This is a genomic window from Pseudomonas sp. GXM4, assembly GCF_008923895.1.
In the GTDB taxonomy this organism is placed as follows: Bacteria; Pseudomonadota; Gammaproteobacteria; order Pseudomonadales; family Pseudomonadaceae; genus Aquipseudomonas; species Aquipseudomonas atacamensis.
In genome coordinates, this window is record NZ_WBRZ01000091.1 from 1 (window position 1) to 19,375 (window position 19,375).

Genomic DNA, 19,375 nt, shown 5'->3' on the forward strand with positions numbered 1-19,375 from the left:
GGCTTTTTGCCGCTACGACGCTCAAGGTCAGCCGGATACGGATTTCGGAACAAACGGCCAAACCGTACTGGATATAATTTTATCGCCACCGGCCGTAGCGCCCTCTACAGTCAAGCCTCAATCCTTCGAGGGGAACGCCACCACACCGCTCAGTGTAGAGGTTTTGCCCAACGGCAAACTACTTGCGTCCCATCATTACAGTTTCGACTGGCAGCAGAGCCATGGCCTGATTATCCGACTCAACGAAAACGGAACGCTGGATACGGATTTCAATCAGATTGGCTACATCGCGGTAATTCATCCCCGATATTTGCTTGGTAACACCGTTCTGCTCAATCTAATGGTACAGGCTGATGGCAAATATCTTGGATGCGGCAATGTCGGGGAACTTTCAGAGCCACTCAGTTCGGCCATGTTTGTGCGTTACGACACCTCGGGTAAGCTCGATAGGACATTTGGTGAGGGTGGTTTCGTGACTATCGCCAGCGATGCGCATTCACTTCTGATTCGCAGCATGGTGTTGCAACCCAACCAGCACATTCTGGGTGTAGGTTATACAACACGCGAACCCGCCGTACTGATCAGCATCAAGGCCAATGGTGAGCCGGACGGTGAATTCAATGGCGGCAATCCCCTATTTACCAAACTTGAGGAAAGCGCTTTCACCACTTGGCTAGTCGGACGTATTCAAACGGACGGAAAAGCTGTAGTTGCCGGGGGAGTCAGAAATGGCAATGAGGGATATATTGTCATCGCGCGGTTTATCGATGAGCAATTCGACCCATCGTTCAATTATCCGCACGGCTGGGTTCGCACTGAGTTGGGAAGCGGTTTGCACGTAGCAACTGGTTTGACATTACAGGAAGACGGCAAGATTTTGATTTGTGCTCGCCTGCCTGACGGAAAAATCGGACTGTTGCGCTACCACGCCTGATAGGTGGGAGTCCCGCTGTATAAACGGCGGGACGCTTTGTCAGGTGATCCAGAAGGTGGGGTGACTTATCGAAAGCGATTGGCCCAACGACGCTCTCAATGCCGTTGGACAAATCCGATCAGCGCCGCCACCGCCTCCGGCGAACGCAAACGCTGAGTAAACAACGCGCCCTCCTCCTCGATCACCTTGCGCAGCAGATCCCGATCCGGCGCTCGCATCAATTGCTTGCTGATGCTCACCGCTTCGGCCGGCAATTCATCAAACCGCAGCGCCACTTCTCGCGCCTTGCTCAACGCCGCTTCACCGCTGTCCAGCGCTTCGGTGGCGATCCCCCACTGCGCAGCCTGTTCGCCGTTAAAGCCTTCCCCAAGCAGCAATAACTCAGCCGCTTTCGCCTGCCCAAGCAAACGCGGCAGGATCAGGCTGGAACCGAATTCGGGACACAATCCGAGGTTGACGAACGGCATGCGCAGCCTGGCGTCGCGGCTGACATAGACCAGATCGCAGTGCAGCAACATCGTCGTGCCGATGCCTACCGCTGCACCGGCGACGGCGGCGATCACTGGTTTGCGGCATTCGAGCAGGTTAAGCATGAAGTGGAACACCGGGCTGTCGAGGTCGCTCGGCGGTTGCTCGATAAAGTCGGCGATGTCGTTGCCGGCGGTGAAGCACTCGGCGCTGCCAGTGATCAGCACGGCGTTGATTGCCGGGTCACCGTCGGCCTGTTTCAGTGCTTCGGCGAGGCGGCTGTACATGGCGCGGGTCAGGGCGTTTTTCTTGCCCGGGCGGTTGAGGCGCAGGGTCAGCAAACCGCGTTCGCGTTCCAGCAGGATGGCTTCGGTCATGGCGTGTCTCGCGTCTGAAAATCAGCGCTCAACCACGGCTCACAAACACGTCGGCCAGCAGTTGATTGCGCGGCAATCCAGCCAGGTACAGACGCTTGGCGAAGGCGTCGACACTGGCCGTCGAGCCGCAGACTAAGGCCAGGGTCTGCCGGGAAACAAGGCGCAGTTGCGCCAAAGCGGCGGTCGACTCGGCCGCGGTCCACAGCTCAACACTGAGGTTTTCCCGCTGCGCAGCCAGTGCAGCAAGGGGTTTGGCCAGATAGTGCTCGCGTTCGTCATGGGCCAGGTGAATGACGCGGATGGCGCCTTGGTGATCCTGACGCAAGGCTTCGCGCAGCACACCGAACAACGGACCTAAACCGGTACCGGCGGCCAGCAGCCACAGCGGGCGCGTATGCCAGTCCGGGTCATAGTGCAAAGCACCACCGCGCAGCTCGCCGAGGCGGATCGAGTCGCCGATCTGCAGCTTGCGGGCGGCATCGATGAATTCGCCGGGCTGGCGGCAGTCGAGGTGAAATTCAAGGAATCGGTCTTCTTGCGGCAGGCTCGCCAGCGAATACGGGCGGGCAATGTGGCCGATCCACAGCACCAGATGCTGACCGGCGCTGTAGCGCAATGGCCGCTGCGGGGTCAGGCGCAGGCGCAGAACGCTGTCACTGAGCCAGTCCAGCGCTTCGACCAAGGCCGGCAGACCGTCAGTAATCGGGTCGAAGGTATGCACCTGCAAGTCTTCCACCACTTGGCATTGGCAGGCCAGGCGCCAACCGTCCTGACGTTGCTCGGCACTCAAGGCATCCGGGCGGTTGTCGCTGGGCACACCTCGGATGCATTGCACCAGACAGGCATGGCAACTGCCGGCGCGACAGCTGTAGGGCACGGCAACGCCGTTCTGATTGAGACTGTCGAGCAGATTGCTGCCCGGCTCAACCGTCCACTGCCGGTCACCGACACGCAATTCAGGCATCGATGTTCTCCCACGCCGCTGCACAACGATTGCGCCCGTCACGCTTGGCCCGGTACAGCGCCTGATCGGCACGCTGCAATGCCTCATCCAGATCATCGCCAACCGCCAGCAGGGTCATGCCCGCGGACAGGCTCAGGTTGCGCACTTGCAGGCCCATCAATTCCACCTCGCTGAAGGCGATGCGCAAACGCTCGCAACACGCGGTCAGGCGTTCGGCATCGCAGTCGGGCACCAGCACCACGAATTCCTCGCCACCATAGCGCGCCAGTACGTCACCGTCGCGCAGACAGGCTTGCGCCACACCGGCAAACGCCTGCAACACCTGATCGCCGGCGGCGTGGCCGTGCAGATCGTTGATGCGTTTGAAGTGGTCCAGATCAATCAGCGCCAGCCCGTGCATCACGTCGCTATCCAGCGCGTTCAGCTCGCGCGAGGCGATGCGCAGGAAATGCCGGCGATTGAACAGCCCGGTCAGTTCGTCGGTGGCCACCAGATCTTCAAGCTGGCGCATCATCCCGCGCAGGGTGTCCTGATGCGCCTGCAAGGCAAACCGACGCTGCCGCTGACGTTGCCGCGAAACCTGCACAAACCGCGCGTAGAGCACCAGCCACGCCAAAACCATCGCCAGAATGCACACTTGCAACGCCGCGAGCGCAGGCTCGGCCAAGCGGAAGTGGTAAGCGTCCCACAGGGTAATCGCGGAGAAACTGAAGAACACCAGCAGCGCGCAGCGGATGAACACCCGTCGGGTGAGATGGAACAGGCCGAACAGCAGGATCAGCACATAGAACACCAGAAACGCGCCGCGTGCCTCGTCGACATGTGCGATCAGCCACGTCTGCCAGCCGAGGCCCATCAGCACTTGCGCTTCGGTCAGGCTGGGGTCGGCGAAGCGCTGGTTGCGCCCGCTCCAGAACATGGCGAAAAGGCTCGCCTGACTGATGACCACCAGGGCGCTGCCAATGGCTACTCCACTCAGGGATTGCTGATAATGCCCGGTGAAAAACGCCAGCCACAGCAGCAGCAAAGCCAATCCGTAGGTGGCCGCAGCGAGGGCGAAGCGTTTGAGCAAAAGGCGTTGAATGGCGTTATGGGTCAATCGTTGACTCACCGTGCGATAGGAGGCTGACCGAGTGTCCTACTCTACAGACCGGATGCCACTTTAGAGGGCCGGTCGCTAAATGACCACCGATTTTCGGGCTCGAAAATTGACGTCAAATGCATGACCTGAATGAGCTGCATTGATGCCCGCACCAGGTCCCTGTGGTGAGGGGATTTCTCTTCGATGGGCTGCGAAGTGGCCCCCTGCAACCTGTCAATCACACTGAGCTCACAGGTTTTACGACTGCTGCGCAGCCGAGCGGGGATAAATCCCCTCGCCACAGGGTCATCCGACCAAAAGCCAATGTGCCCCCACCACCGAGGCGCGGTATACTGCCGCGCCTTTTTAGCGTCGCGCCACAAAGGGACAGCCATAAGCCGCAAGCCTCAAGCGGCAAGCTCAAGCTGTCCGCGTAATGCTTTAACTTGCCGCTCGAAGCTAGAAGCCTGTAGCTTCCCCACCGTTTTCAGAGGAGCGCGACTCATGACCGTGATCAAGCAAGATGACCTGATTCAGAGCGTTGCCGACGCCCTGCAGTTCATTTCCTATTACCACCCCGTGGATTTCATCCAGGCGATGCACGAAGCCTACCTGCGCGAAGAGTCGCCAGCGGCCCGTGATTCGATGGCGCAGATCCTGATCAACTCGCGCATGTGTGCCACCGGCCATCGCCCGATCTGCCAGGACACCGGTATCGTCACCGTGTTCGTCCGTGTCGGCATGGACGTGCGCTGGGATGGCGCCACCATGGGCCTGGACGACATGATCAACGAAGGCGTGCGTCGCGCTTACAACCTGCCGGAAAACGTCCTGCGGGCATCGATCCTTGCCGACCCGGCAGGCGCTCGCAAGAACACCAAGGACAACACTCCAGCGGTGATTCACTACTCCATCGTCCCGGGTAACACCGTGGAAGTGGACGTGGCGGCCAAGGGCGGCGGTTCCGAGAACAAGTCGAAAATGGCCATGCTCAACCCGTCCGACTCGATCGTCGACTGGGTATTGAAGACCGTGCCGACCATGGGCGCCGGCTGGTGCCCACCGGGCATGCTGGGTATCGGTATCGGCGGCACCGCCGAGAAGGCGGCAGTGATGGCCAAGGAAGTGTTGATGGAATCCATCGACATCCACGAGCTGAAGGCCCGTGGTCCGCAGAACCGCATCGAAGAAATGCGTCTGGAACTGTTCGAGAAGGTCAACCAGTTGGGCATCGGCGCCCAGGGCCTCGGTGGCCTGACCACTGTGCTCGACGTGAAGATCATGGATTACCCGACCCACGCCGCATCCTTGCCGGTGTGCATGATCCCGAACTGTGCCGCCACCCGTCACGCGCACTTCGTGCTCGACGGTTCCGGTCCAGCCTCGCTGGAAGCGCCACCGCTGGACGCCTACCCGGAAATCGTCTGGGAAGCCGGCCCGTCGGCCCGTCGCGTCAACCTCGACACCCTGACCCCGGAAGACGTGCAGAGCTGGAAGCCGGGCGAAACCGTGCTGCTCAACGGCAAGATGCTCACCGGTCGCGACGCCGCGCACAAGCGCATGGTCGAGATGCTCAACAAGGGCGAAACCCTGCCGGTGGATCTGAAAGGTCGCTTCATTTATTACGTCGGCCCGGTTGATCCGGTCGGTGACGAAGTGGTTGGCCCGGCCGGCCCGACCACCGCAACGCGGATGGACAAGTTCACCCGCCAGATCCTCGAGCAGACCGGCCTGCTGGGCATGATCGGCAAATCCGAGCGCGGCCCGACTGCGATCGAAGCGATCAAGGACAACAAGGCCGTGTACCTGATGGCTGTCGGCGGCGCCGCTTACCTGGTTGCGCAAGCGATCAAGAAGTCCAAGGTGCTGGCATTTGCCGAGCTGGGCATGGAAGCGATCTACGAGTTCGAGGTCAAGGACATGCCGGTCACCGTAGCGGTGGACAGCAAAGGTGAGTCGGTACACATCACTGGCCCGGCGATCTGGCAACAGAAGATCAGCGAAAGCCTGGCGGTAGAAGTGCAGTAAGCCTCTGGCGTCATGAAGACGGCCGGCGCATCCGCGAAGATGCCCCGGCCGTTTTTGTGTGTTCAAACCAATTGCGATAAAAGAATCGCCCAAGCACAGAAAACGATCTTGCGCACCTGTCAGATCTGACAGGTCCATTAGCGGCCCACTCCTGTTAGCGTCTATCCATACGCCCTATGTAGCGCGAATGGACTCGACCATGGCCGATCAAGACCTCAGCATCACAGCTCCCTCCATCGCCAAGAGCTCATCGATCGCCACCATCGGCAAGAGCTGGAGCGCCGTCGGTCCCACCGCCTCGGCTGGATGCGAATTGCCGATTCCGCTATCGAGCGGTCGTGGTTACGATCCGCAAATATCCCTGTCAATCAACAGCCAGAGCGGTAACAGCCCGTTTGGCCTCGGTTGCAACCTGGGCCTGAGCCAGATCAGCCGCCGCACCAATAAAGGTGTTCCACGTTATACCGAGCACGATGAAATCATCGGGCATGACGGCGAGGTATGGATGCCGGAGCTCGATGATGCCGGAAACCTGAAGTCGCGCACGGAACACAGCTACAGAGACCGCCCCATTCCTGAGCACAACGTCGTGATCTACCGGGCGCGGATCGAAAGTGATTTTTCCCTGCGCGAATGCTGGCATCCGGCTGACGGTGGAGCCCCTTTCTGGCTGATCCACGGCGCCGACGGTACGTTGCATGTCTACGGCAAAACCAGCGCCTCACGCCGTGCCGACCCCGACGACGAATCGCGCATCAGTAGCTGGCTGCTGTGTGAAAGCATGAACGCCCATGGCGAACACATCTGCTACGAGTACAAGGCCGACGATCAGCCTGACGAGCCAGACCCGATTCACGACTACCGCGCCCAGCGCTATCTGCGCCGGGTGTGTTACGGCAATGCCACGGCGAGCGATCGCCTTTACAGCTGGGACACTGACCGGCCGACGGATCTGCCATGGCATTTTCAACTGGTGTTCGATTACGGCGAACGCAGCAGTTCGCTGACGGAGACCCCGAGCTACGAAGAAGTGAACCGCTGGCGGCTGCGACCGGATCCGTTTTCCACCTATGGCCAGGGTTTTGAGCTGAGCACCCGCAGGCTCTGCCAGCAAGTGTTGATGTTTCATCACTTCCCCGGGGGCCTGGCGACAGAGGCAAAACTTGCACGTCGCCTGCTGCTGGAATATCGACCGATCCAGAACCCTGCGCAGTGGGCCTACAGCCAGATCAGCGCGGCGCACTATCAGGCCTTCGATGCGCAAGGCAATGTCGAGCATTCACCGCCGCTAGAGTTCGAATACTCGCCCTTCGAGATCAATCAGACACCCGCACGCCTGTTGGAAAACGAGACTCAACCGGGCATCGAAGACGGCGGGTTCTATCAATGCGTCGATCTGTATGGCGAGGGCGTGCCGGGCTTTCTCTGCCGCTATAACAACGCCTGGTATTACCGTGAACCGCTGCGCGCGGCGCTTGGTACCGAACTGATCGGTTACGGCCCATGGGTTTTGCTGGACAGGATCCCGGTGGCAGATCGCAACCGCGCCGTGGCGCAACTGCTTGATCTGACCGGCGACGGCCGCCTGGACCTGATCATCGCCCGGTTGGGTTACTGCGGGTTTCATGCGCTGAATGCGCAGCGGCAATTCGAATTGTTCAGCGCGTTCGACACGTTTCCCCGGGAACACCAGGATCTGACTTTGACCATGGGGGATTTCAGCGGCGACGGGCTGATGTCAGCGGCCAGCATCAGCCCCGACCGCGTGCGCCTCTATGCCAGCCTGCGCGAAAAAGGCTTCGCCGCCGCACAGGAAATCCCCCATGAATACGCAGACGACCGTCTGCCGGTGTTCGCCAACTCGCGAACCGAACTGGTGCTTCTGGGCAACCTGCTCGGCAGCGACATGCCCGAGCTGTGCCGCATCCGCCATGACGAGGTCCGCTGCTGGCCGAATCTTGGTCATGGCAAATTCGGAAAAGGTCGCAAGATCAGCGCCCTGCCCTTCACCCATGAAGAATTCGACGCCTCGCGAGTACGTCTGGCCGATCTCGATGGCTCCGGCGCGCCCGCGCTGATCTATCTCAACTCCGAAGGGTTCGACATTTACCTGAACCGGGGCGGCAACGGCCTGGAGCAGATTCCCGTCAGCGTGCCGTGGCCTGAAGACGTGCGCTATGACCGTTTGTGCCAGGTCAGTTTCGCCGACCTGCAAGGCCTCGGTTGCGCCAGCCTGATTCTGACGGTGCCGCATATCCAGCCGCGGCATTGGCGCTACGATTTTGTTGCAGCCAAGCCCTACCTGCTGGTCAACAGTAACAACAACATGGGCTGTTCCAGCAGCGTGACTTATCGCAGCTCGGCTCAGGAATGGCTGGATGAAAAGGAGCGGCTGCTGGCGCTTGAGCGTGCACCGGTATGTCACCTGCCATTTCCGCTGGCCGTGGTGAAAAAACAGGAGCAGCACGACGAGATCACCGGCAACCGGTTGACCCAGTCGTTCACTTGGCGCGAAGGGTTCTACGACGGCAGGGAGAGGGAATTTCGCGGGTTCGGCTACTTGCAGCAACTTGACTGCGAGGTTGGAACCGATCCTTCAGAGCCTGGCTTCAGCGAGCCGGTGCAAACATGCACCTGGTTTCACAACGGTCAGGAAATCAATCGCTCCCGCGACGATTATTTCAGCGCGGATGTGGACGCCTGCCCGTTGGGCGAAACCCTGTTCAGTCGTTACCACCCCAAAGGTGAAATCGATGAGCCCGTCACTCCGGAGGAGTCCGACAGTCGCTATCGGATTGCGCAGGCACTGGTTGGCTCGGTCGCTCGAACAGAAATTTTTCCCTACCGCGCCGATGCGCAGGCGCCCGGTGCAGCCGCGCTGTACTCGGTAGAAGAGAAGCGCTATCTGGTCCGCGAGGTGCGGCCGCAGGGGCTATATGCCGCAGCCGTTCTGCTGCCCCTTCAGGTCGAAGCCATCAGTTATCAGTACGACGGCTTTATCAACGACCCGCTGTGCCGCCACGATGTCACCCTGCGCTGGAACGCTTATGGCGCCGCGGCCCACGCACTTACGGTGAGCTATGCACGCAGGTTGACCGCCCAGAGCCCGCCCCCCTTCACCGAAGACCATCTGAATCAATGGTGGTCCGACGCTCACGACGAGGCGCAGCAATACTTTTACATCAGTGAAACCCGTGCACGTCTGATCAATCTGCCAGAGCCACAGCAATGGCGATTGGGCTTGCCGTATCTGGAACGGGGCGATGCGCTGAAATTGGCCAAAGGTACGCTCCCCGGCGAGTTGAACCCGGCACGGGTGTCTTTCGAATCACTGAGAGAGCTGCAGGATACGCAAGAATGGGCCATGGAAAGGGTACTAACTTCGCAATCCATACAGCGTTATGTGGACGTAGAGGGTATTGAACTGGATGACGGCGTCGCCGGATTCGAAGCGCTGTCGCACTCTCTGGAGCTTGCCCTGCTGGATAAAACCGCGCTGGACGCTTACAGCATTGTGCCGGACCTGAATATCCGCGAGGCCCTCGCGGCAATTGGTTACTCACCCATGCAGCTGCTGTTCGAAGCATCGCCCAGCGAGGAACCAAACCTTTGGTCGTCGCGGTTCAATCTGGCCCGGTACGGCGACTTGCAAGCGTTCTACAACGTGCTCGATTTCAATGAAACGCCAAGCCATGGCGTGACCAAAGCCGAATACGATCAACACTATCTGACAGTGATGCGCATGGAGTTGCCCGACGGTTGTGCCGTCCAGGTCGCGGAGTTCGACTATCACGCCCTGAAACCCAAGCGAATCACCGACGCCAATGACAACACTGAAGAAGTCATCTACGAGCCTTCCGGTCAGCCACTGATCATCAGCTTTCACGGCACCGAGAACGGCAAACCTGCCGGATTCGACAAGCTGACCGATGACTGGACCTTGCCGGATCCCAGTCCGGAATACGCCATTCAGTTTCCGGAAGATACCGTAGGACACGCAGCGAGCACTCTGCACAAAAACCTTTTCAGCTGGATGGGCCTGATACCCGCCTCCACACTTAAAAGCCGCGCGATCAAGCAAGGTGACCTGTTGCCCGGCGGGCAGATCCGCGCCAGCGCACGTCGCCGGCTTGCGCAAAATCCCGGTCTGACGACTGAAGACCAGCAATTGTTCATGGCCATCGAACTGGCTTACCGAGAACCGGTTCACACCGTAGTGCTCAGCGCCGACCGCTATCCCTACGACGCCATAAAGGCGCAGATCCAGATCGTCAAAACCTGCGTCGACGGCTTCGGTCGGGTCCTGCAAACCCAGCAGAAGGTCGATCCGGGGTTGGCTTATGTGGTGGGTGAGGATGGTGAGTTGCTCATCGAAGAAGGTGAGCAACCGACGCAGTCACGCTGGCGCATCAGTGAACGCGTCGAATACAACAACAAAGGTCTGCCGCAGCGCCAATACCGGCCGTTTTTCGCCAACACCCACCGCTACGTCAATGATCAATCGCTGCGCCAACTCGGGTTGTTCGATCAACTGTTCTATGACGCAACGGGGCGTCCGATCAAGCTGATCAACGCCAAGGGCGACTTTTCCCGCGAGACTTATCATCCCTGGTATCACGCCAGCGAAGACTTCAACGACACCGCTGAAGAGGTGATGTCTACGCGCGGGTCAGGCTCATGACCGCCTCCACACATTGGCGCACGCCTTCGCTGACAGCCAGCGACGGACGTGGCCTGCCAGTCCGTCAGGTCGCTTATTTGCGTACCGTGGCGGGTGACACGCCTAGCGCACTCGTGACCCGCCAGCGCCACGATGTCGCCGGGCGCCTGGTCGCGCAACAGGATCCGCGCCTGCCGACAGCAAACACAACCAGCGTGTTTGCGCTGAACGATATCGCCGTGTTTACCGACAGCCAGGATAGCGGCTGGCGCCTGCTGCTGCCGGGCAGGGCCGGGGAGCCCGGACACCGTTGGGATGAGCGCGGGCACGTCTGGCAGTCGACCTTTGACGAGCAATTGCGCGTGGTGCAGCTCGAAGTTTCGGGAAACGGCGAAAATCAGCTCGATACCTTCACGTACGCCCCAGGCTCTGCCGAAGCAGACTCCAACCTGCGCGGCCGGTTGATCCGGCAGACAGATCCGTCAGGTTCGCTGGACATCACCAGCTATGCCCTCACCGGACAGGCACTGGTGGAAAAGCGCACTTTTCACGATAACGAAGCGTTCACCAGCCATCAGGTGTTCAGTCCGCTTGGCGCCGTACTTGAACAGACCGATGCCGGCGGCCATCGCAGAGCATCGCGCTACGGTCTCGCCGGGCAACTCAGGCAAATGGAACTGCAAATCGAGACGAAAGTCACGCAGGTCTTGCTGGATGCCCAGTACAACGCCAACAATCAGCTCACCTCGCAACTGGCCGGTAACGGCGTCCTGAGTCAGTGGACGTATGACCCGGCCGACGGACGCCTGCATACGCGCACCAGTCAGAAAACTGCTCACCCCAGATTGCAGGATCTGCAATATTTCTACGACCGCGTCGGCAATATCATCCGCATCGAAGACCACGCCTTCGAGCCCGTCTGGTTCGCCAATCAACGGGTCGACGGCCACCGCGAATTCAGCTACGACTCCCTGTACCGCCTGATCCGCGCGACCGGTCATGACGACGCCCTGCCCCCGGACATTCCCGGCCTGCCGCGACCGCCCGACGAGAAAAACCGCCTCAATTACTCCCAGACGTATAGCTACGACGATGGCGGCAATCTGACCGAATTGCGTCATCAGCGCGACGGCGCCGGCCGCACCCGGCGCATGTACATCGACGATCAAAGCAATCGCGGGGTGCGTTGGGAAACGGGCGACGAGCCGCCGGACTTCGACATGTGGTTCGACCCCCATGGCAATCAACGCAAGCTGCGCCACGGTCCGTCATTGCAATGGAGCAGGCGTGATGAGCTGGAGCGCGTGGATCTGGTTATCCGTCAGGACGGCGATAACGACGCCGAGTATTACCAGTACAGCGCCGGCCAGCGGGTCCTCAAATGTCATGAATGGTTTACCGACAAGGTCCGCCACTTCCACCAGGTGCGCTACCTGCCGGGGCTGGAAATTCGCAGCAAGGACAATGGCGAGGAGCTGCACATCATCAGCCTCGGTAACGCGCGCTGCCTGCATTGGGCGCAACGTTCAGTGCCGATGGACGACCAGATACGTTACACCCTAGAAGACCACCTCGGCTCTTGCGTAATGGAGCTCAATGAAAACGCTGTGGTCACCAGCGCAGAAGGCTATTACCCGTTCGGCGAAACCGCGTGGATGGCGCCGGAATCGGAAATCGAATACCGCTTCATCCGATATTCCGGCAAGGAAATGGATGTCAGCGGTTTGTACTACTACGGCGCCCGCTATTACGCACCGTGGTTGCAGCGCTGGGTCAGTGCCGATCCGGCGGGGGATGTGGATGGGTTGAATCTGTATGCGTTTGTAGGAAACAACCCGCTCTCTTTCGTGGATGTGCAGGGGAACAGCCGAGAAGGACATGAGATTGTCAACTTCGCGAACTTTCTGACCGTTCTTAGTGATTACTCTGTTACTGCTCAAGAACAGATTCAGAACATCTCACACGGACAATACGGTGTCGAATTGCTGGCGAATTTCGCGGGAGAAGGCATCAATGCCGCTGCCGGTTTCCTCGGCGGCCTTCACCTCGGTCCGAAAATAGGCTCATTGCTTCCCGACAATCCGCACATGGTCAATTTTACTGAACAGAGTAAACCACCATTTCTGGAAGGATTGGTTGGCGGGAACATCGCCGGCACCATCACGGGGGAGCTTGCTGATCGCCTCCTGTCCCCTGCAAATCTGATCAAGCCCTTGATTCCACAAACGTCCGCAATGAGCGTCGCAGCCATTGATGAAAAGATCGGTCTCACACAGGGTCGACTGGATACCAGCCCGGCCAATGCAAGCCTGATATTCATGAACTACGTCGTCGGATCAGTTATTGGAGGCGTCGGCGCAACGCTCAATCTGGGACAACGTGTGCAAGAAGCCGAGGACATCAAAAACGGATTGGATCCGGTCAAGATTCAGAAAATCGAAACCATGCTTGCGGACTGGAAAGAAGCCCTCACTTCCCGAATGGCCATCGCCGAAAAAGCGTACAGGCGCCTGGGGCGAAACACGTTCGATGCAGGTCTTGTGATACCTAATGCAGGCCACTCAACAGCTGCGGGGCCTATCCGACTCGAAGCCCTTCGAGAGGAAACCAGTAAGGTTTTGGGATTTATCGAAACCAGCCAGACCATGATGAGTTGGTACAAGGAAGACGCACTCACAGACAACCGTTTTTTGCGCAAACAAGCTCAACCGAAATCCAGGTTCAAAGCGGCATTTCAGAACTTTGTCAGGCCATTCACCCGACATACAAATCCACACCAATGAAATTCGATACCGTTCATTCGCGCACTCCTGCGTTGACGGTCACCGACGCACGTGGCCTGCCAGTCCGACAGGTCGCTTACTTGCGTTCGGTAGCCGGTGCTACGCCAAGCGTTCTGGTGTCCTGCCAGCACTACGACGTGCTCGGGCGTCTGGTCGCGCAAAGTGATCCGCGTCTGCGTGAGACTCATGCGAATACCGTCACCGTGTATTCGCTGAACGACGCTGCGGTGTACACCGACAGCGTGGACTCCGGCTGGCGTCTGGTGCTGCCGGGGTTGGCCGGCGAGGCGCGGCAGCGTTGGGACGAGCGCGGTCACCACTGGGCGTCGACCTTCGATACGCAGCTGCGCGTGACAACGCTCAAGGAAGACGGTGACGCTCGGATCGACAGTTACAGTTATGGTGAGAGCTCTGCCGATGCCGGCCACAACCTGCGCGGCCAAATGATCCAACAGACTGACTCTTCAGGCTCACTGGATATCACCAGTTACGCTCTCACCGGACAGGCGCTCGCGCAAAACCGAACCTTTGACGATGGCGAGGCGTTCACCAGCCATCAGGTCTTCAGCCCAATGGGCGCTGTGCTGCAGCAGTCCGATGCCGGTGGTTATCGCAGAGCGTCAAGCTACGGTCTTGCCGGCCAGCTCAAACAGGTGGAGCTGCAAGTCGGGGAGCAGATCACACAGGTTCTGCGGGATGCGCAGTACAACGCCGATGATCAGATCATCTCGCAACTGGCCGGTAACGGGGTACTCAGCCAATGGACGTACACCGCGACCGATGGCCGCCTGCAAACACGGATCAGCCATAAAACCGGCCAGGCCAGGTTGCAGGATCTCGCCTATTTCTACGACCGCGTCGGCAACATCATTCGCATCGAAGACCACGCCTTCGAGCCGACCTGGTTCGCCAACCAACGGGTCGATGGCCAACGCGAATTCAGCTACGACTCCTTGTACCGGTTGATCCGCGCGACCGGTTACGACGACGCCCTGCCTCCTGATATCCCCGGCCTGCCGCAACCGCCCGATGAGAAAAACCGCCTTAATTACACCCAGACTTACACCTACGATGACGGGGGTAACCTGATCGAGCTGTGCCATCAGCGCGACGGCGGCAGTCGCACCAGGCGCATGTACATCGACGGGCAAAGCAACCGCGCAGTGCGCTGGGAAACCGGCGATGACGAACCGGACTTTGGCAAATGGTTCGACCTGCATGGCAATCAACGCAGGCTGCGGCACGGTCCGCAACTGCGCTGGAACAGTCGCGACGAGCTGGAACATATAGATCTGGTGATCCGCAAGGACAGCGTCAACGACACCGAGAATTACCAATACAGCCAGGGCGTACGGGTACTCAAGCGCCGTGAAACGTTCGCCAAAGGTGCCAATCACTTCCAGCAGGTGCGCTACCTGCCCGGCCTGGAAATCCGCAGCAAAGACAATGGCGAAGAACTGCACATCATCAGCGTAGGTAACGCGCGCTGCCTGCATTGGGTGAGCAATCCACCTGCCGCCAACACTCAACTGCGTTACACCCTCGAAGACCAACTCGGCTCATGCGTAATGGAGCTGGATGAAAACGCTACGGTCACCAGCGAAGAAGGCTACTACCCGTTCGGCGAAACCGCTTGGATGGCACCGAAATCGGAAACCGCATACCGCTTCATCCGTTACTCCGGCAAGGAAATGGATGTCAGCGGTTTGTACTACTACGGCGCCCGTTATTACGCGCCGTGGTTGCAGCGCTGGGTCAGTGCCGATCCGGCGGGGGATGTGGATGGGTTGAATCTGTATGCGTTCGTAAGCAACAACCCTGTCGGCTATATAGACGCCGACGGCCAAGGCAAAGTACTACCGACAAAAGCGGACTATGACTCCGCCTGGAGCAGGCACTTTTCGCGGGAAAACGCCAGTTATGCAAAAACAGGTCAAGGGATGGCTTCTGATCGCCTGCGCAATGCTCTGGCGAATCAGATACTCAAGCATGTGAATATTTTGGCAATCACTCGACTGCGTTCCGACAACGTGCAGCAGCAGATTCGCAACCAGAATTCAACGTCCCAGTTTGCGAAAGCGACCGCCCGCAGGACAGCCGTTCATGTGACAAATCAGACCCTTAGTTATGGCGCGGGAATACTGGTGGGGCTGGGCGCCCAAGCTCTGGGGGCAGCCGCTCCTGGCGCAGGAAATGCGGTTGGTATCGGCATGGGGGTAGCCACAAAAACCGCCGTCAGCTTCGCTATTGACTACATTGCCGAACAAAGTGGGCTGAGCACCTCGGTCAAGCTCAAGACAAGTCCGCTTGATCCCGACAAACTCATCCGGCAGGCAGAGTACAAGTCCATGAACCTGCTGAATTATCTGGGCCACAAAGTCGTCAAGAATTTCGACATTCGAAAAACCAAAGGCCAGGTGGGCACCGGAAAATTCGTCACCTCTGTGGGGCTAAAATTTATTACGCCAACCGTTGCCTCTGAAGCAAGTGCAGCGCTCTCCTTAGCGGTTGGAGCAGTAGAAATCGCCAAAGAAGTCAGCGAGGCCAGGTCGGAAATATCCGCCGAGAAATACGACAGGCTGTTCACGTATATTCCAGAATTGGTCCAGCAGATCAACGATAACCTGCAAACCACGAGAGAGCACTTCGCTGCACTTTCCATCGATTCGCTGGCGGGTATCAATCTTGCCGACCTTGAAGCGGAAACGGCGAAAATTACCGAACAATTGCAAGAAACAATGAACATGGCAATCTCCTATTCGAAGAAACCCAGGGCGGCATGACCCCCATGGATCTCAAGTAGCAGGCAAGGGGTGATGGCATGCTATCGTGCCCGCCCGTCCTGCCGACCTTTGACCCAGCATGCTGCCGACTTCCCGTACCCTGCGTCTGTCGTTGTATTCCCTGCTGATCATTGCCGGCACAGTCGTGGCCGCGACACTCGCCATGCGCCACGCCGAGCGTCAGGCGCTGGAAGAAGACGCCGCCCGCGCCAATCAGCAACTGGGGTTGTACGCCAACTCCTTGCACACCCTGATCGACCGCTATCGCGCCCTGCCCGCCGTGCTGGCGCTGGACCCGCAATTGCGTTCGGCCCTGGCCGGACCGGTCGATGCTGCGCAGCAAGCGGCATTGAATGTGAAGCTGGAAAAGATCAACGGTGCGGCGCAGTCCTCGACTCTGGAATTGCTGGATCGCACAGGGCTGGCGGTGGCGGCGAGCAACTGGCGGCTGCCGAGCAGTTATGTCGGCCACAACTATGGTTTTCGCCCGTACTTCAGCCAGACCCGCACCCAAGGCACCGGGCGTTTCTACGCAGTGGGCGTGACCAGCGGTATTCCCGGCTATTTCCTTTCCAGCGCGGTACTCGGTGACCACGACGAGTTTCTCGGCGCGATGGTGGTCAAGCTGGAATTTCCCGAACTGGAACGTGAATGGAGCCAGGGCAGCGACACGCTGCTGGTCAGCGATGCACGCGGGATCATCTTTATCGCCAATCAGCCGGGCTGGCGTTATCGCGCCTTGCGGCCGTTGAGCGCCGATGATCTGGCCGAGATCAAAACTACGCGTCAGTACGACAAGCAATCGCTGCTGCCGCTGACCCATTTGCCGCTACGGCGCTTCGATGACAACAGCGATCTGCGCCGGGTCGAAGGTCCGCAGGGCACTGCGGATTATTTGTGGGAATCGCTGCCGCTGGCGACCGAAGGCTGGACCCTGCATCTGCTGCGCCGTCCGCAAGTGGCCTTCGAAGATTTGCGCAACGCCGCGCTGGCCGCCGCCGGTGTGTGGCTGGCGCTGGTGTTCCTGTTGTTGTTCCTCAATCAGCGCTGGCGGCTGGCCAAGGTCCGTCAGCGCAATCGCGAAGAACTCGAGCGTCTGGTCGAGGAGCGCACCCGCGACTTGCGCACCGCGCAGGAAGGTTTGGTGCAGTCGGCCAAACTCGCCGCGCTGGGGCAGATGTCCGCCGCGCTGGCCCACGAAATCAATCAACCGCTGACCGCCCAGCGCATGCAGCTGGCCACCCTGCGCCTGCTGCTCGAACATGGCCGCGTCGATGACGCCTACAAGGCGCTGAAACCGGTGGACGATATGCTCACGCGCATGGCTGCCCTCACCGGCCACCTCAAGACTTTCGCCCGCAAAAGCCCGAGCGGTCTGCGCGAACGTCTGGATCTGGCGACGGTGGTCGATCAGTCGCTGCAACTGCTCGATGCGCGGCTGCGTGACGAACAAGTCAGCCTTGTGTTGCATCTGACCCGTCCGGCGTGGGTACGCGGTGATGCGATTCGTCTGGAACAGGTGTTGATCAATTTGCTGCGCAACGCGCTGGATGCGATGCAGGGTAAAGCCTGCAAGCGCCTGGAAATCCGTCTGGAGGCCGATGAGCAATTGTGGCGGCTCAGCGTCAGCGACAACGGCGGCGGCATTGCCGAGGAACACCTGGGCCAGGTGTTCGATCCCTTCTTTACCACCAAACCGGTGGGTGATGGTCTCGGCCTGGGGCTGGCAGTATCCTTCGCCATCGTGCATGAATCCGGCGGGCGCCTGAGCGTCGAGAATGGCGACCACGGCGCGGTGTTCAGCCTGACCCTGCCAATCGATCTGGAGGCACACATCTGATGCTCAATTCGGTGATGGTGGTCGACGACGAAAGCAGCATTCGCGACGCCGTTGAACAGTGGCTGAGCCTGTCGGGGTTTCAGGTGCAATTGTTCAGCCGTGCCGAAGAATGCCTCGCCGCGCTCCCGGAACATTTTGCCGGGGTGATCCTCAGCGACGTGCGCATGCCCGGCATGGACGGCTTGCAATTGCTCGCCGAAGTGCAAAAGCGCGACAGCGATCTGCCGGTGATTCTGCTTACCGGCCATGGCGATGTGCCGATGGCGGTCGAAGCCATGCGCGATGGCGCCTACGACTTTCTGGAAAAACCGTTCAGCCCGGAAACCCTGCTCGGCAGCCTGCGCCGGGCGCTGGACAAACGCCGCCTGGTCCTGGAAAACCGCGCCCTGCACGAACTGGCCGACAAACGCGCAAAGCTCGATGCGACGCTGCTCGGCGTGTCCCGCGGCTTGCAGACATTGCGTCGGCAGGTGCTGGATCTGGCGACGTTGCCGGTCAACGTGCTGATCCGGGGCGAAACCGGCAGCGGCAAGGAACTGGTCGCGCGTTGCCTGCATGATTTCGGCCCGCGCGCCGGTAAGCCCTTTGTAGCGCTCAATTGCGCGGCGATCCCGGAGCAACTGTTCGAGGCCGAGCTGTTCGGCCATGAGAGCGGCGCGTTTACCGGCGCCTCGGGCAAGCGCATAGGCAAGCTGGAATATGCCGATGGCGGCACGCTGTTTCTCGACGAGATCGAAAGCATGCCGCTGGCCCAGCAGGTGAAATTGCTGCGGGTCTTGCAGGAACAGAAACTCGAGCGGCTGGGTTCGAACCAGAGCATTCGCGTCGATTTGCGTATCGTCGCGGCGACCAAACCGGACCTGCTCGACGAAGCTCGCGCCGGACGTTTTCGTGAGGACCTGGCGTATCGCCTCAACGTCGCAGAACTGCGCTTGCCGCCGCTGCGTGATCGCCGCGAAGACATTCCATTACTGTTTGAAACCTTTGCCCAGAACGCCGCCCAGCGTCTGGGCCGGACCTTTCCGCCGTTGACCGGTGCACAGCTCAGTCACCTGCTCAGCCATGACTGGCCGGGCAACGTCCGCGAACTGGCCAACGTTGCCGAGCGTCAGGTACTGGGGCTTGATGAACCGGTCGCCGGAATCGACCCAGGGCAATCGCTGGCGGCGCAGCAGGAAGCGTTCGAAGCGCAATGCCTGCGCGCGGCGTTGACCCGGCACAAGGGTGATGTCAAAGCCGTGCTCGAAGAACTGCAACTGCCGCGCCGCACGTTCAATGAAAAGATGCAGCGGCATGGGTTGAGTCGGGAGATGTTTCTGGCGGAGTGAGGCAGAGATTTGTGGTGTAGCTGAAATCCATTCCCCTCACCCCAGCCCTCTCCCCCAGGGGGCGAGGGGGAAGGGAGCCGATCTCCATGCTTTCCCGAATCTGTATTCGACTCGATATTGCAGGTCGAT

Annotated in this window: 10 protein-coding genes; 7 read left to right on the forward strand and 3 right to left on the reverse strand. The window is 59.6% G+C overall.

Annotated elements, in window-relative coordinates; genetic code table 11:
- Positions 1-934, forward strand: a 934-nt coding sequence (locus F8N49_RS13665; RefSeq protein WP_151551759.1) for a hypothetical protein, incomplete at its 5' end; no start/stop codon positions are given.
- 95 nt (positions 935-1,029) lie between these two features.
- Here F8N49_RS13665 and F8N49_RS13670 read toward each other — a convergent pair.
- The 3 genes from F8N49_RS13670 to F8N49_RS13680 are packed head-to-tail and all read right to left on the reverse strand — an operon-like array spanning position 1,030 to position 3,842.
- On the reverse strand, positions 1,030-1,779 hold the full coding sequence (locus tag F8N49_RS13670; RefSeq protein ID WP_151551760.1) for an enoyl-CoA hydratase-related protein: 750 nt from the start codon (positions 1,777-1,779) through the stop codon (positions 1,030-1,032).
- 28 nt (positions 1,780-1,807) lie between these two features.
- Complete coding sequence (locus F8N49_RS13675; protein ID WP_151551761.1) at positions 1,808-2,743, reverse strand: iron-sulfur-binding ferredoxin reductase; 936 nt, start codon at positions 2,741-2,743, stop codon at positions 1,808-1,810.
- Positions 2,736-3,842: a diguanylate cyclase gene (locus tag F8N49_RS13680; RefSeq protein ID WP_071173394.1), complete on the reverse strand. Its 1,107-nt coding sequence runs from the start codon at positions 3,840-3,842 to the stop codon at positions 2,736-2,738. The genes F8N49_RS13675 and F8N49_RS13680 overlap by 8 nt, the downstream gene beginning before the upstream one ends.
- Positions 3,843-4,328: 486 nt before the next feature.
- Here F8N49_RS13680 and F8N49_RS13685 point away from each other — a divergent pair, with 486 nt between their 5' ends.
- The 6 genes from F8N49_RS13685 to F8N49_RS13710 all read left to right on the forward strand — a co-directional run bounded on the left by F8N49_RS13685 (position 4,329) and on the right by F8N49_RS13710 (position 19,246).
- Positions 4,329-5,852 (forward strand): fumarate hydratase, encoded by a 1,524-nt coding sequence (locus tag F8N49_RS13685; RefSeq protein WP_007916251.1) that lies wholly within the window; start codon positions 4,329-4,331, stop codon positions 5,850-5,852.
- Positions 5,853-6,051: 199 nt separating this feature from the next.
- On the forward strand, positions 6,052-10,533 hold the full coding sequence (locus F8N49_RS13690; protein ID WP_151551762.1) for a SpvB/TcaC N-terminal domain-containing protein: 4,482 nt from the start codon (positions 6,052-6,054) through the stop codon (positions 10,531-10,533).
- Positions 10,530-13,295 carry an RHS repeat domain-containing protein gene (locus tag F8N49_RS13695; RefSeq protein WP_151551763.1) on the forward strand — a complete coding sequence of 922 codons (2,766 nt, stop codon included), beginning with the start codon at positions 10,530-10,532 and terminating at the stop codon, positions 13,293-13,295. The genes F8N49_RS13690 and F8N49_RS13695 overlap by 4 nt, the downstream gene beginning before the upstream one ends.
- Positions 13,292-16,078 (forward strand): RHS repeat-associated core domain-containing protein, encoded by a 2,787-nt coding sequence (locus tag F8N49_RS13700; protein ID WP_151551764.1) that lies wholly within the window; start codon positions 13,292-13,294, stop codon positions 16,076-16,078. Before F8N49_RS13695 ends, F8N49_RS13700 begins: the two co-directional genes overlap by 4 nt.
- Positions 16,079-16,157: 79 nt before the next feature.
- Positions 16,158-17,918 carry an ATP-binding protein gene (locus tag F8N49_RS13705; RefSeq protein WP_151551765.1) on the forward strand — a complete coding sequence of 587 codons (1,761 nt, stop codon included), beginning with the start codon at positions 16,158-16,160 and terminating at the stop codon, positions 17,916-17,918.
- On the forward strand, positions 17,918-19,246 hold the full coding sequence (locus tag F8N49_RS13710) for a sigma-54 dependent transcriptional regulator (protein ID WP_151551766.1): 1,329 nt from the start codon (positions 17,918-17,920) through the stop codon (positions 19,244-19,246). The genes F8N49_RS13705 and F8N49_RS13710 overlap by 1 nt, the downstream gene beginning before the upstream one ends.
- The last annotated feature ends 129 nt before the right edge of the window (positions 19,247-19,375 follow it).

Bases quoted from the DNA above. Each gene is read 5' to 3' on its own strand.
- F8N49_RS13670 (WP_151551760.1), bottom strand. From the start codon at position 1,779: ATGACCGAAGCCATCCTGCTGGAACGCGAACGCGGTTTGCTGACCCTG.
- F8N49_RS13675 (WP_151551761.1), bottom strand. From the start codon at position 2,743: ATGCCTGAATTGCGTGTCGGTGACCGGCAGTGGACGGTTGAGCCGGGC.
- F8N49_RS13685 (WP_007916251.1), top strand. From the start codon at position 4,329: ATGACCGTGATCAAGCAAGATGACCTGATTCAGAGCGTTGCCGACGCC.
- F8N49_RS13690 (WP_151551762.1), top strand. From the start codon at position 6,052: ATGGCCGATCAAGACCTCAGCATCACAGCTCCCTCCATCGCCAAGAGC.
- F8N49_RS13695 (WP_151551763.1), top strand. From the start codon at position 10,530: ATGACCGCCTCCACACATTGGCGCACGCCTTCGCTGACAGCCAGCGAC.
- F8N49_RS13700 (WP_151551764.1), top strand. From the start codon at position 13,292: ATGAAATTCGATACCGTTCATTCGCGCACTCCTGCGTTGACGGTCACC.
- F8N49_RS13705 (WP_151551765.1), top strand. From the start codon at position 16,158: ATGCTGCCGACTTCCCGTACCCTGCGTCTGTCGTTGTATTCCCTGCTG.
- F8N49_RS13710 (WP_151551766.1), top strand. From the start codon at position 17,918: ATGCTCAATTCGGTGATGGTGGTCGACGACGAAAGCAGCATTCGCGAC.